The organism is Dysgonomonas gadei ATCC BAA-286, from assembly GCF_000213555.1.
In the GTDB taxonomy this organism is placed as follows: domain Bacteria; phylum Bacteroidota; class Bacteroidia; order Bacteroidales; family Dysgonomonadaceae; genus Dysgonomonas; species Dysgonomonas gadei.
Genome location: NZ_GL891986.1, coordinates 26633 through 40424, shown reverse-complemented (window position 1 = coordinate 40424; position 13792 = coordinate 26633). Strand labels below are relative to the sequence as shown.

At 42.7% G+C, this 13792-nt stretch carries 9 protein-coding genes; 3 read left to right on the top strand and 6 right to left on the bottom strand.

What is annotated here, in order from left to right:
- Positions 1-12: 12 nt before the first annotated feature.
- Both HMPREF9455_RS14035 and HMPREF9455_RS14030 read right to left on the bottom strand, forming a co-directional pair.
- Positions 13-1428, bottom strand: coding sequence for a DHA2 family efflux MFS transporter permease subunit (locus HMPREF9455_RS14035; protein WP_006800376.1), 1416 nt, complete (start codon positions 1426-1428; stop codon positions 13-15).
- Between the two features lie 63 nt (positions 1429-1491).
- On the bottom strand, positions 1492-1965 hold the full coding sequence (locus tag HMPREF9455_RS14030; RefSeq protein ID WP_006800375.1) for a carboxypeptidase regulatory-like domain-containing protein: 474 nt from the start codon (positions 1963-1965) through the stop codon (positions 1492-1494).
- Between the two features lie 936 nt (positions 1966-2901).
- On the opposite strand from HMPREF9455_RS14030, the gene HMPREF9455_RS14025 reads away from it, so the two are divergent.
- Entirely contained in the window at positions 2902-4236 is a 1335-nt protein-coding gene (locus HMPREF9455_RS14025; RefSeq protein ID WP_006800374.1) for a deoxyguanosinetriphosphate triphosphohydrolase, read from the top strand.
- A 201-nt stretch (positions 4237-4437) separates the two neighbouring features.
- Here the strand turns inward: HMPREF9455_RS14025 and HMPREF9455_RS14020 are convergent, their stop codons facing one another.
- The 3 genes from HMPREF9455_RS14020 to HMPREF9455_RS14010 all read right to left on the bottom strand — a co-directional run bounded on the left by HMPREF9455_RS14020 (position 4438) and on the right by HMPREF9455_RS14010 (position 8447).
- Positions 4438-4890, bottom strand: a complete 453-nt coding sequence (locus HMPREF9455_RS14020; RefSeq protein ID WP_044216366.1) for an RpiB/LacA/LacB family sugar-phosphate isomerase — start codon at positions 4888-4890, stop codon at positions 4438-4440.
- A gap of 115 nt (positions 4891-5005) precedes the next feature.
- The gene (locus HMPREF9455_RS14015; RefSeq protein ID WP_006800372.1) at positions 5006-7033 is read right to left on the bottom strand and encodes a transketolase family protein; all 2028 of its coding nucleotides are present in this window, start codon (positions 7031-7033) and stop codon (positions 5006-5008) included.
- Between the two features lie 223 nt (positions 7034-7256).
- The gene (locus HMPREF9455_RS14010) at positions 7257-8447 is read right to left on the bottom strand and encodes an L-serine ammonia-lyase (protein WP_006800371.1); all 1191 of its coding nucleotides are present in this window, start codon (positions 8445-8447) and stop codon (positions 7257-7259) included.
- A 598-nt stretch (positions 8448-9045) separates the two neighbouring features.
- Here HMPREF9455_RS14010 and HMPREF9455_RS14005 point away from each other — a divergent pair.
- Entirely contained in the window at positions 9046-10341 is a 1296-nt protein-coding gene (locus HMPREF9455_RS14005) for an MFS transporter (protein ID WP_006800370.1), read from the top strand.
- Between the two features lie 153 nt (positions 10342-10494).
- A complete protein-coding gene (locus HMPREF9455_RS14000; RefSeq protein ID WP_006800369.1) occupies positions 10495-12069 on the top strand; it encodes an NAD(P)/FAD-dependent oxidoreductase in 1575 nt (524 codons plus the stop codon).
- A 116-nt stretch (positions 12070-12185) separates the two neighbouring features.
- Here the strand turns inward: HMPREF9455_RS14000 and mgtE are convergent, their stop codons facing one another.
- Positions 12186-13577, bottom strand: coding sequence for a magnesium transporter (gene mgtE / locus HMPREF9455_RS13995; protein WP_006800368.1), 1392 nt, complete (start codon positions 13575-13577; stop codon positions 12186-12188).
- Between the last annotated feature and the right edge of the window lie 215 nt (positions 13578-13792).

Here is a 13792-nt window from a genome sequence, read left to right as displayed (position 1 = left end):
ATGATATACTGTTTACTCATTTCTATCCCTTTTCTTCACTCTCACCACATCTCCGGCATCAGGGGTTAATTTCGTATATCCATATAGGGAGACTATACCTAATATGGCAACAAAGATGAATGCCAGACGAAAATCCGCAACCGAATAATGGCCGGTACTGCCGTTTATCATATTTGAGAACCGGAGGAATACTGCGCCCATAGCTATACCCATACCGGTCGACATTTGCTGTACTGTGCTGTATAGCGTATTGGCGGCTGTCATCCGTGGTTGTGGTATGTCTGCGAAGGCAAGTGTGGTAATGGCGCTGAACTGCATGGAACGGAACATCCCCGACAGGAACATGACCACCACGATTAATACGACTGGCGTAGTCGGTAGCAGGAGTGCCGTGAAGAATGTAAATACGGCAACCATAAATCCGTTGCTGATAAGTACTGTGCGGAAATTATAATGGCGCATGATCCATATCGTAGCAGGCTTCATAACAAGGTTTCCGGCCATGGTGGCAAGAAACAGCGTTCCCGATTCGAAAGGGCTTAGGCCAAATCCTTCCTGAAACATCAAAGGAACAAGGTAAGGTGCTACCCCGATTACCATGCGTGATATTGATCCCGTGAATATCGTAACCCTGTATGTTGGTATCCTGATTACCGAATAGTCTATCAATGGGTTGGATATATGCCGTGAATACCGGATATTAAAAGCCAGCAGACCAATACTGAACAAAATGACTATCCCCGAAACGTAGTATGGCACTTCGGTGCGGCTTAGTAATTCCACTCCATACATAAATCCGGCTAAGGCAAGCCCGCTGAGGACGAATCCCACAAAGTCGAAATGCCGTTTTACAGGAGTGTCGTCTTTTTCTTCGGGGATATGATGCCATGCAAGAACAACACAGACAATACTGATTGGTATATTCAGGTAAAATATCCAGTGCCAGTGCCAGTATGTAGTAAGGTAACCTCCCACCAGCGGTCCGAGTATAGGGGCAACCAGTGCAGGCCATGTGATATAAGCCATAGCGGTCACCAGGTTCTCCTTGGGTGTGGTTTTCAGTACAGCCAAACGGCCTACGGGCGTCATCATAGCCCCGGCCATCCCTTGAAATATGCGAAAGATAACGAACTGAGTCAGGTTCTGCGATGTACCGCAAAGGGTAGAAGCCAGTATAAAAAGAATTATAGACAAGCAGAATACCTTGCGTGTTCCGAAACGGTCGGCAATCCATCCGCTGACAGGGATGAATATGGCCAATGCAATCAGGTAAGATGTTACTCCGGCACTCAGGTGCACGACATCCGTCCCAAACGACTTGGCCATGGCAGGCACAGCCGTATTCACAGCAGTAGTATCAAGCCCTTGCATAAAGAAGGCAATAGCAACAATGAGGGAAACTGTGTAGGACTTGTTTAAAATCTTCATTTGTGAATACCGAATCTTAAAATTCGGGTGCAAAGGTACTACTTTTCAGGGAGAAAGCTTTGGTTAAACCTCTATATTAAACAAGTTTCTGTTGTTATATTTTCCTAAATTTTCGGCATTATACCTGATATCTTCATCATACCAGTCGGCTATATCTATCCCTGTAAGTACAGCGCCTCCTTCTATATCTAATTGGATGAAATTATGGTCGGTACATGTAATATCCAATCCGCAGGGAACAGCATATGTATAACCTCCTGCCGATTCGCCGTCGATATCATCCTGCGGTATAGCATATACAATGTATTTTCCCGGAATCACATTCTCAAACTTGTATTTTACTGTTTCCCCTTCTTCCGACTCATCAGTCAATAAGGTTATAGTGCTGCCTGTTTCTATGTTTTTCAGGCAAACATTCATTGCCGGCACATAATCGCTGGGGTAGTAAATAAATCCTTCTATAGATCCATATTTATTGCAGGATGTACAGATTATAAGTAGTAAACTTATGACAAAGAGGGCTTTTAGAGGTTTCATGGTTCCTGGGTTTTTAGTTTGGATAAAATACAAATGACTTATTAAAGATAGTTTCTTTTTCTATACGGAGGTATAATGGACAGGATAAATGCAAAGAAATTATCGATTCTAATCAATGGAGAATGATTTTTTAGTTTTTATTAACCATGTTTAGTTAAAATCTGACACATCTGACACGTTTTTCATTATTTTTATCTTACATCTTTTACATCCGTTAACTATATATGGTTAAAAGGTAACAAGAAATCAGTGAACAGTTAGCAGTCATCAGTTAACAACTTGTGTCTCGTGTCTTGTCTACTCGTAACTTCCCCAAAAGGTAACAAAGGTAACAGAGGTAACAGATATATCAGTAAACAGTCATCAGTAAACAGTTAACAATATTCTCTCGCAAAGACGCAAAGACTCAAAAAGGTAACAAAGGTTACACCTTTTACAATTAACAACTTGTATCTCGTATCTTGTCTACTCGTACCTTTTTACTTATTACTTAAAACTCATTACTTGTTAAAAAGTAACAAAAGTAACACCTTTTTAGCTATTAGTTGATAGTTGTCAGTCAATAGCTTATGTACAAAACTTGACAAACTAGACACATTTTCCACTATTTTTTATCTGTCACTTTTTTCCTCTCTGTAAGTCCCCTTTGGGGATCGGGGGCCTATCAAAATTTCAAAGAGCTATCAGCTAACAGCTAAAGGCTACCGGCTAAATATATAGATAAATGATTTAGTTTTTGATAATGTGAATTAGTAGCTTCAATTACTTATTCGCATTCTTAATTAATTTCCGGTTTTCCTTACATTTTAACAATATAAGGTTAATAAATGAAAAACAGGAGGGTAACCTAACTGATAATATTTATAATTGACATAAGCAGAATATGTTATCCTGACTAAATTCGTTATCTTTGGCTACGATAAAAAAGGAAACTCTATGAACTGGCAACAACTCCTCTCTGCAAAACGTTTTGGAATGGAAAAATATCATGATGACAAGCATCATGACCGTACTGATTTTCAGCGTGATTACGACAGGCTTATATTCTCGTCACCATTTCGGCGCTTGCAAAATAAGACGCAGGTTTTCCCCCTTCCGGGCAGCGTTTTCGTACACAACCGTCTGACACATAGTATTGAGGTATCGTGTGTGGGGCGTTCGTTAGGAGAAATAATAGGCAGGGAACAGAGAAAAAAATATCCTGATTCTCCGGCTCATTTCGAAGAGATAAGCTCCATCGTGGCTGCTGCATGTCTGGCGCACGATTTAGGGAACCCTCCGTTCGGACATTCCGGAGAAAGGGCTATTACCAGCTATTTTAGAGAAGGGAACGGCAGGCATCTCGAACAGAAAGTGCGGGAAGAAGAAGGACGATGGGAAGATTTCACCAACTTTGAAGGGAATGCCAATTCGATCAGAATGCTGATACATCAGTTCAAAGGACGTCGTCCCGGCGGGTTTGTAATGACATATTCTACATTGGCATCCATTGCTAAATATCCTTACTCTGCACTTGCTGCCGGCAAGAAGGGAAAATTCGGCTTTTTCCAGGCCGAGGAAGACGATTTCAGAAAGATTGCCGATGGATTGGGAATGCTTTGCTTGCAAGAGTCCCCGTTGAAGTATGCTCGTCATCCGCTTGTATATCTTGTCGAGGCTGCCGATGACATTTGTTACAGGACTATGGATATTGAGGATGCTCATAAGTTAGGGCTGCTTTCTACCGAACAGACAAAGAGTCTTTTTATGAACTTCTTTTCCGAAGAGAAACAGGGAAAGATGCTCCGTACAATGGAGCGTGTAAGTGATATTAACGAGCAGATAGCTTACTTACGTTCAACTCTTATCGGATTGTTGGTAGATGAATGTACAACCGTGTTTCTGAATAATGAAGATATAATATTGGAGGGGCAGTTTGACGGCGCGTTGATCGATCATATATCAGCTTTGCCAAAGGAGGCAAATCAAGTAGCGAATGATATTAGCTATAGAAAGATATATAAAGCAAAGGATGTTGTAGATATAGAACTTGCAGGGCACCGTATCATCGGGTTTCTGCTCGATACGTTCATTACGGCTGCTACTGATGATAATCCAAAAGGTAAATATTCGGAGTTAGTATTGAGTCGCGTATCGGAACAATTCGAAACCGATGCACCTACTCTCTATGGGCGTATTTTGGCTATATTGGATTTTATTTCAGGAATGACAGACGTATATGCACTTGATCTATATCGTAAGTTGACGGGTATGAGTCTGCCTTCTGTGTAATTTCTTTTGAAGAAAATACAGCGAATCTGCATTATTTCTAAATTTTGAAGGGCTATTTAAACTTCTAAATAGTTAAAGGTAAAACTTCAATGTCCTTTAAATAGTTGAAGAATAAAGAAACTAACTTTAGATAATAAGATTGTAGGAAAATAAAAAGAGCTTGTTATTAAAAATATAACAAGCTCTTTGATATTTCTTTATTCAGCAGTTAATCTTATCAATCCTTCCCTGATGCCTCCCCCCTTCAAAATCGGTATTAAAGAAGACTTCGATCATATCATATGCTTCTTTCTCTGTGATAAACCTGCCCGGCAGAGTCAATACATTGGCATCGTTATGCATCCTGACCAGTTTGGCAATTTCTGTGTTCCAGCAAAGAGCACTTCTTACATGCTTATGATGATTTAAAGTCATATTGATACCGTTGCCCGTACCGCAAATGGCAATGCCCTTGTCGCAGTCTCCACTGTCGATGGCTTCTCCGAGCTTATGGCCGAAGTCGGGATAATCGACACTCTGTGTACCATAAGTACCAAAGTCGGTATAAGGGATGCCCTGTTCCTTAAACAGGCTGATGATATATTCTTTCACCGGGTAGCCGGCATGGTCGCTGGCAAGGCCGATGGGTTTTGAGGGGATGGGAAATAAGCTCATGGGATAGTGATGAGTTATGAATGATGAATGATAAGTTGCAGGCTGCTTTCCTTCCACAACCTGCAACTGTTTATTCTTTGTTTATTGTTAACTGTTAACTGCTAACTGTCTACTGTTATTTCAGGTATTCCTTCACCTGGTTATATACATTCTCAGGAGTAAAGCCCAGCTTCTCATCCAACACCTTGTAAGGGGCAGAGAATCCGAAGGAGTTCATACCCCAGATCTTACCTGTATCGCCTACAAGACCCTGAAGGGTAACAGGAAGGCCTGCGGTAAGGCCGAACTTCCTTTTATCTCTTGGCAGTACACTTTGCTGGTAGGCTTCGCTTTGCGCACGGAACAATCCTTCGGATGGTACACTAACGATCCTTGTTTTTATTCCTTCTGCTTTCAGCAGCTTAGCTCCCTCTACAAGAGTCGATACTTCCGAGCCCGAAGCCAACAGGATAATGTCATAGTTCTCGTCTTCTTCTACAATGTAAGCCCCCTTTTCGGCCTGTAAGGCTTCCGTGTAGCGGCTTGTCCTGGCAGGCAGGTCGTTGATATTCTGCCGTGAGAAGATAAGGCCTGTCGGGGTGGTCTTGTTCTCCATGGCCATCTTCCAGGCTACGGTAGCTTCCTGCACGTCGGCAGGACGAAGCACCAGCATCGAGTTATGTCTGTGGTGGTTCTGTAGTTTCTCCATCAGGCGTATCTGGGCTTCCTGTTCCACAGGCTCGTGGGTAGGGCCGTCTTCACCTACCCGGAAGGCGTCGTGTGTCCAGATAAACTTAACGGGCAGTTCCATCAGCGCCGCAAGGCGGATGGCAGGTTTCATATAGTCGGAGAATACGAAGAAGGTGGCACAGGCTGCTGTGACTCCTCCATGCAGGGTCATACCGATACACAGGCAGGCCATGGTAAGCTCCGATACGCCTGCCTGCAGGAAGGCTCCGGAGAAGTCGCCTTTCTTCATGCTGTGGGTATGCTTGAGGAAGCCGTCAGTCTTGTCCGAGTTGGACAGGTCGGCCGAGGATACGATCATATTCTCTACCTGTTTGGCCAATACTCCCAGTACGGTAGCCGAGGCGGCACGGGTGGCCTGATTCGGCTTCTGTTCGATGGCTGCCCAGTCGATAGCCGGTACATAACCGTCGAACCACTGCTGCATCTTTTGTGCCAGTTCAGGGTTTTGTTTTGCCCAGGCTTCTTTGGCTGCGTATTTCTTAGCTACGATCTCTGCCAGTTCGGCAGCACGTTTTTCGTAAAGTTCTTTGACTTCAGGGAAGATAACGAACGGATTAGCAGGGTCACCGCCTAAGTTCCCGATGGTCTTCTCATAAGAGGCTCCGGCTGCACTTAACGGTTGTCCGTGCGTTTCTGTTTCGTCTTCGAAGCTGCTGCCGTCTGCTTTTACGGCTCCTTTTCCCATGATGGTCTTACCGATGATCAGGGTAGGGCGTTCTTTCTCGAGTTTGGCTTCTGTCAGGGCGGCACGGATCTCGGTGGCGTCGTTGCCTGTGATGGTGATCACACGCCAGCCCCATGCCGTATATTTGGCGGCTACATCTTCTTCGGTCACTTCGCGGGTCTTGGTAGAGAGCTGGATGCCGTTGGAGTCGTAGAACATGATCAGGTTGTCGAGTCCGAGGTGGCCCGCTGTACGGCCTGCTCCCTGTGAGATCTCTTCCTGTACGCCTCCGTCGGAGATAAAGGCGTAGATGGTCTGGTCCATACATTCACCGAAGCGTTGTTTGAGGAACTTGGCGGCGATGGCTGCTCCCACGGCAAAGGTATGGCCTTGTCCGAGCGGGCCGGAGGTATTCTCGATGCCACGCAGGATATCTCTTTCGGGATGGCCCGGTGTTACGCTGCCCCACTGGCGGAAGCCCTGGAGGTCTTCCATGCTGAACTTACCGGCCAGGGCAAGGGTGGAGTACAGCATCGGGGACATATGCCCGGGGTCTAAAAAGAAGCGGTCACGGCCTTCCCACTGCGGATTCTTCGGGTCATAGACCAGAAACTCAGAAAAAAGCACATTGATAAAATCGGCGCCGCCCATGGCGCCTCCGGGATGGCCCGATTTAGCTTTCTCGACCATAGAGGCCGATAGGATGCGGATATTGTCCGCTGCTTTGTTTAATAATTTGATTGGTGTCATTGGTTATATAAGGTAATTAATTTACATATGTACAAAAGTAGGAAATAAGCCTGTATATTGAAACTAAAGTATATGAAATGTTATATAAATATAAGCTATACAGATATTTATATTGTGCCCGGTCTACAATAAGATATAAAGGAGATTACGGTTTTTATCTTCTGTAAAATGCTATTAATCAGTTTTATTGAAGATATACACAACTACTGGTTCTGCTATTTAGTTACTCCAGATTTACAGCAAGACCGCCTGTGGACGTTTCCTTGTAAAGACTAGGTAAATCATGCCCGGTCTGCTGCATCGTGCGAACAACCTTATCGAAACTGATAAGATGCTTTCCGTCCGATAGCATGGCAAATGAACAAGAGTCCAAAGCCCGTGCAGCAGCAAAGGCATTACGTTCGATACAAGGTACCTGAACTAGTCCGCATATAGGGTCGCAGGTAAGTCCCAGGTGATGTTCCAGTCCCATCTCAGCAGCATACTCGACTTGTTGCGGAGAGCCTCCGAATAGTTGGCAAGCTGCTCCGGCGGCCATAGCGCAAGCGACGCCCACCTCTCCCTGGCAACCGACTTCGGCTCCTGACACAGAGGCGTTTGTTTTTACGATGTTACCTATCAATCCGGCTGTAGCCAGTGCTCTGATTATCTTTTGATCACTGAAGTCGTGATTCATTTTCAGATGGTATAAAACAGAAGGGAGTACACCGCAGGAACCGCATGTAGGCGCTGTCACAATGATATTGCCACCGGCATTCTCTTCCGATACGGCAAGTGCATAGGAGTATATTAAGGCGCGGCTTCTCATAGAGCCCTGATAGCCTTTCGCTTTTATGCTGTACATGGACGATTTGCGTTGCAGTCCTAAACCTCCGGGAAGAAGGCCTTCGGCATCCATTCCTCGGTGTATAGCAGCTTCCATCGTTTTCCATACAGTCAGCAAGTAGTCGTAAATGTTTTTACCTTCAGTATCTTCGACATATTCCCAGAATGTTTTGCCGGTTTGCTGACACCATTCCAATATTGTTTTCATGGTGCTTTTGTCGTACAAAATCTCTTTCTTGGTTTCGGATGTGCCGTCTGATAAGTCTCCGCCGCCTATACTATATACTATCCATTCCTTTACCGGCTGCTTTTTAACGATAGCTTCGAATTTCATTCCGTTTGTATGGTAAGGCAGAACTATTTCGGGCTTCCATACTATTTCGGTCGAAAAAGGTAGTAGTGTATTTATTATCGCAATATCTGTCATATGTCCTTTACCAGTTGCAGCAAGGCTTCCGTATAATGTGACCCTGAATGAGTCGGCATATTGGTTTTCGTCTCTAAATTTCTGAGCTGCTTTTTGAGGAGCCATTGTGTGACTACTCGAAGGGCCGTGACCGATCTTGTACAAATTGCGAATAGATTCCATTGGTTTACTTTATTTTGTATAATATATTTTAGTTGATCGTACTCATATTGTCAAACTGAATTCCTGATAGAGAAAGTGTCGTATTAAATATTGTTAAACATATTCCGGCTGGTTTCTTTATAAATAAAGTACTACCAATTTAATACAAACTTTAATGAATTCTATGATTTATTATTTTTAATATTTTTTATCTATGATTATTTGATAGTAAAAATGTATTAATTCATTAATATCCAAATGATTATTTTTTATCCATTTGAAGTAATAAAAATAGTCAAATTTACCTTAATAAAAAAAGAAAATGTTTGCTAATAAAAAGAAGTGATATCTAAATATAAATTTCTATGTTGTACAACACGTTTTTTGACAACAGAAGCTCAAAATGTATAAGTATTTTTACAACGTTTTTGCGAAAACAATCTTCACTTAGCCTTTATAACCATGAATTGAGATACATTCCGAAATTGTATCTTGGAGTTAATCAGGGGGTAATTGATTTTTTATGATTTAATTACTCCCTGACAACTCCTGAAGTGAGGTCTGAACACTAAAAGCGATTTAATAAAGAATAATTTAAATTAATAACTAAAGTGATATTATGAGTAGTACTGAGAAAAAGAATTATTTGTTACCTATTATTATGATGATCTTCCTGTTTGCGATGATCTCATTTGTAACGAATCTTGCAGCACCGATGGGGGTTGTATTGAAAAATCAATTCGGAGTTTCTAATGCCATGGGTATGTTGGGTAACTTCGCAAACTTTATAGCATATGCCTTTATGGGTATTCCTGCCGGTATTTTGTTATCAAAAATCGGATATAAGAAAACTGCCCTGATTGCTGTCGCTGTTGGCTTTGTAGGAGTCGGAATCCAATATCTTTCAGGTGGTGCCGGAAGTTTCGTTGTGTATCTGTTAGGTGCATTCGTTGCCGGATTTTCAATGTGTATGCTGAATACTGTTGTAAACCCGATGTTGAATACGCTCGGTGGCGGTGGAAAGAAAGGTAACCAGTTGATACAGATCGGTGGGACATTCAATTCGTTAAGTGCTACATTGGTACCTATATTGGTAGGTGCTTTAGTCGGTGAAGTAGCAAAAGCTAATATCACAGATGTGTATCCTGTGATGTATGTGGCAATGGCTATTTTTGCTCTTGCATTCATCGTATTGTCTATGGTTCAGATACCTGAGCCTCACATGGCAAAAGAAGAGAACAAAGGAGTTAAGGATCAATATAGTGCATTATCGTTTCGTCACTTCAAATTAGGTGCTATAGCGATTTTTGTTTATGTAGGTATCGAAGTTGGTATTCCGGGAACATTGAATTTATTCTTAGCTGATGCTACTCAGGGTGGTGGTCTTGATGGAACTACAGCCGGATTTGTGACTGGTACTTACTGGTTCCTGATGTTGATTGGTCGTTTCTTAGGTGGCGTTATCGGAGGGAAAGTGTCCAGTAAAGTGATGCTTACTATTGCTTCGGCAGTGGGCTTAGTATTGGTGCTATCAGCAATCATTTTACCTACAACTCAAAATATTTCCATGCCTGTATTTATGACAGACCCTGCCACAGGAGCTCTTTCATTTGGTATGACTCAGGTGCCTATCAATGCTATGTTCTTAGTATTGTGCGGACTTTGTACATCTGTGATGTGGGGTGGTATCTTCAACCTGGCAGTAGAAGGATTGGGCAAATATGTTGCCAAGGCATCAGGTATCTTTATGATGCTGGTTTGTGGTGGAGGTTTCTTGCCACTTCTTCAAAATGCAATTGCTGACGGTGCAGGATACATGACCAGTTACTGGGTTGTATTCGCCGGATTGGCTTATATGTTGTATTATTCAGCTATCGGAAGTAAGAATGTAAATAAAGATATTCCTGTAGAATAATATTTCAGGAAGACTTACTAAAATATAGAGCGGCAGCAGGCAGAAATGTTTGCTGCCGATTCTTTTATAATTACTTGATATAATTAATAAATTAGAGTTTATAACTCATCATTAAAAAATATACCTTTGTACTCTCAAATTAATAAATGATTCATGCAAAAAGATATAGACTTACGCATTACGCCAGAACAGGCGTCAGATATTGAAAAAGTAAGACGCATTTTTTCTTCTCAATCCGGTATTCCTCTTAAAGATATAAACTCGGTACGTATTCTCCGCCGTTCGATAGATGCCCGGCAGCGGAGTATTTTTGTAAATCTCAGGGTTAGGGGATATGTGGATGAAGTGCAAAATGATCCGGCTTTTGTAAGTACATATTATCCGAATGTAAAGGACTGTCCGCAGGCTATCGTTGTTGGGGCAGGGCCTGCCGGTTTGTTTGCTGCACTGAGGTTGATCGAATTGGGGGTGCGTCCTGTTGTAATCGAGAGAGGAAAGAATGTCCGGGACCGGAAACGAGATACGGCATTAATGAATAGAGAGCATGTCGTAAATCCCGAGTCTAACTACTGTTTTGGAGAAGGCGGAGCAGGAGCATACTCTGATGGAAAATTATATACCCGTAGTAAAAAAAGGGGTAGTGTAGAAAAGATTTTAAATGTTTTTTGTCAGCATGGTGCAGAGCCGTCTATACTTGTTGATGCACATCCGCATATAGGAACAGATAGATTACCGGGTATTATAGAAAAAATGCGTGTACAGATTATATTATCTGGAGGCGAAGTGCACTTCGAAACCCGTATGGATAAACTCATAATTGATAATAATACGGTAAAAGGAGTAGAAACGAATAATGGAAAAGCATTTTTTGGGCAAGTTATTCTTGCCACAGGTCATTCGGCACGCGATGTATATTATATGTTGTATGACCAAAAAATAAAAATAGAGGCTAAGGGTTTGGCCGTTGGATTCCGTGTCGAACATTCGTCACATCTGATAGATCAGATACAATATCATTGTCAGGAGGGAAGAGGAGAGTTTTTACCTGCGGCCGAATATAGTTTTGTTGTTCAGGCCGGAGGCCGTGGTGTATATTCTTTCTGTATGTGTCCTGGGGGGACTGTAGTTCCATCGGCTAGTGGTCCTAAACAAGTGGTTGTAAATGGTATGTCGCCATCTAACCGCGGCTCCCGCTGGTCTAATTCAGGTGTTGTGGTTGAAATTCATCCCGAAGATTTTCCGGAATATGCAAAATACGATGAGTTGTCCTTATTGAAATTTGTAGAAGATTTGGAAGAACTGGCATGGTTGCATGGTGGAAAAACGCAGGTAGCTCCAGCACAAAGACTATATGATTTTGTGAATGGCAAGAAAAGCGAATCTCTGCCCGATACATCTTATGCTCCCGGAGTAGTATCATCACCGATGCACGAATGGATGCCAAAATTTGTCTCTGTGCGTTTGCAAGAAGCATTTAGGAAAGTGGGGAATAGTTACAAAGGTTATCTGACAAATGAAGCTATACTTTTAGGAGTAGAGAGCCGGACTTCTTCGCCTGTCCGTATTCTGCGTGATAGAGAGACAATGCAGCATGTGGGAATAGAGGGCCTTTATCCTTGTGGTGAAGGGGCTGGTTATGCAGGGGGCATTGTCTCCGCAGCTATGGATGGGGAACGTTGCGCAGAGGCATTAGCCGAGAAAATGAACGGAGGTAATAACCCTGCCTGAAGATATAACTAAACCATATAAATTTATAACTCGCAGCTATTTTCATGCTGCGAGTTATAAAATTTAAGCAGACTCTTAATGGTATAGGTATGTTTTTAAACTATGACACGCTTAGTCTAACCATTCATTAATGGGCCAAATATCCAGCTGGCGATGGTCAGATATATCATCAGCCCCGTTACATCCACTATTGTGGCCACAAATGGAGCGGATGATGTTGCCGGATCGGCGCCAAGACGCCGGAGGATAAATGGCAGCATAGAGCCTATCAGCGAGCCCCAAAGTACAATGCCTATCAGAGCGAGAGATACAGTAGAACCTACCATAATCCAGTGCTCTCCGTAAAGATTTGGGAATATAAGATGCCAGATATAGATACGGCAAAAGCCTATAACGCCCAGTATAATACCCAAGCTGAGGCCCGATACTACTTCGCGACGGAACACTCTCCACCAGTCCCGGACTTTTACTTCTCCGGTAGCCATAGCCTGTATAACGAGGGTAGAAGCCTGAGAGCCGCTATTACCGCCGCTCGAAATCATCAATGGAAGGAACAATGCCAGTACAATCATTTGTGCCAATTGCTCTTCATAATATTGCATTACCGAGGCTGTGAGTAACTCCCCTATGAATAATATAACCAACCAGCCGGCGCGCTTCCATACCAGTTTGTGGACGGGTAAATCCAGATAAGGTTCGTCCAGAGCCGATATACCCCCCATTCGCTGCATGTCTTCTGAATATTCTTCATCAGCAACCCAGAGGATATCATCGATGGTGACAATACCTAGTAAAATACCACCCGAATCTATTACCGGAAGGGCTACGCGGTTGTTCATCTTAAATATCTTAATACCTTCTTCCACTGGGTCGGGGGCATTCAGCGAAATAAGCCGCCCATCCATAAGGTCGGTAATCGGTGTTTTGGGATCGCTGATAAGTAGTTCTTTTATCCGTAAGTCATCAATCAATACACCCTTATCATCGAGGATATAGATTACATCAATTGTTTCAGAGTTTTTTCCATTCTTACGAATATACTGCAATGCCTCTTCTACCGTATAATCTTTGGATATCGCAAGAAAGTCAGGTGTCATCATACGCCCTATACTGTCCTCCGGATATGAAAGGAGCGTAAATACTTCTTTTCTATCTTCGGGAGGGAGTAGAGATATCAGGCGGTGCTGTAATTCCTGATCTTTTAGTTCTCCAAAGAATGCCGTGCGGTCATCCGGCGGGAGGCCGTTAATAATTTCTGATATTTTCTGTCCCGGAAGTTTTATGATAATACGTTCCTGGGTGGGGACATCTAATATTCTGAATACATTTACTGCTCTGTTGATACTTAAAGTCGTAATAATCAATGGAGCATACTCAGGTAGTTCATCAATCAGATCTTCTACATCCGAGATGTTCAGATCGTCAAGATAGATGCGCAGCATGGCTACATCACCTGCTTCAATCAGAAGCTTGGTTTGTTCTGTTAGTTGTTCGATATTCTCCTTCATCCATAAGATAAATTATAAGGTGGATAATACAAAAACAGTTCTGTCAACGATTCTGTTTTTGGGATGAATTGGTTTTCACAAGCTGTAGTATTATTGATATTATCAGCAACGTCATTTTCCGCTTGCGAAATGCGGCTGCAAAGATAATGTTTTTTTGCAGTATCAAAACCCGAAGGCGGATTTTTTATAAGAAATTGTTTATTTCCGTGAAATAT

What these genes read in the sequence shown, in the direction of transcription:
- HMPREF9455_RS14035 (WP_006800376.1), bottom strand. Translation starts at nt 1,428, where the DNA reads ATGAAGATTTTAAACAAGTCCTACACAGTTTCCCTCATTGTTGCTATT.
- HMPREF9455_RS14030 (WP_006800375.1), bottom strand. Translation starts at nt 1,965, where the DNA reads ATGAAACCTCTAAAAGCCCTCTTTGTCATAAGTTTACTACTTATAATC.
- HMPREF9455_RS14025 (WP_006800374.1), top strand. Translation starts at nt 2,902, where the DNA reads ATGAACTGGCAACAACTCCTCTCTGCAAAACGTTTTGGAATGGAAAAA.
- HMPREF9455_RS14020 (WP_044216366.1), bottom strand. Translation starts at nt 4,890, where the DNA reads ATGAGCTTATTTCCCATCCCCTCAAAACCCATCGGCCTTGCCAGCGAC.
- HMPREF9455_RS14015 (WP_006800372.1), bottom strand. Translation starts at nt 7,033, where the DNA reads ATGACACCAATCAAATTATTAAACAAAGCAGCGGACAATATCCGCATC.
- HMPREF9455_RS14010 (WP_006800371.1), bottom strand. Translation starts at nt 8,447, where the DNA reads ATGGAATCTATTCGCAATTTGTACAAGATCGGTCACGGCCCTTCGAGT.
- HMPREF9455_RS14005 (WP_006800370.1), top strand. Translation starts at nt 9,046, where the DNA reads ATGAGTAGTACTGAGAAAAAGAATTATTTGTTACCTATTATTATGATG.
- HMPREF9455_RS14000 (WP_006800369.1), top strand. Translation starts at nt 10,495, where the DNA reads ATGCAAAAAGATATAGACTTACGCATTACGCCAGAACAGGCGTCAGAT.
- mgtE (WP_006800368.1), bottom strand. Translation starts at nt 13,577, where the DNA reads ATGAAGGAGAATATCGAACAACTAACAGAACAAACCAAGCTTCTGATT.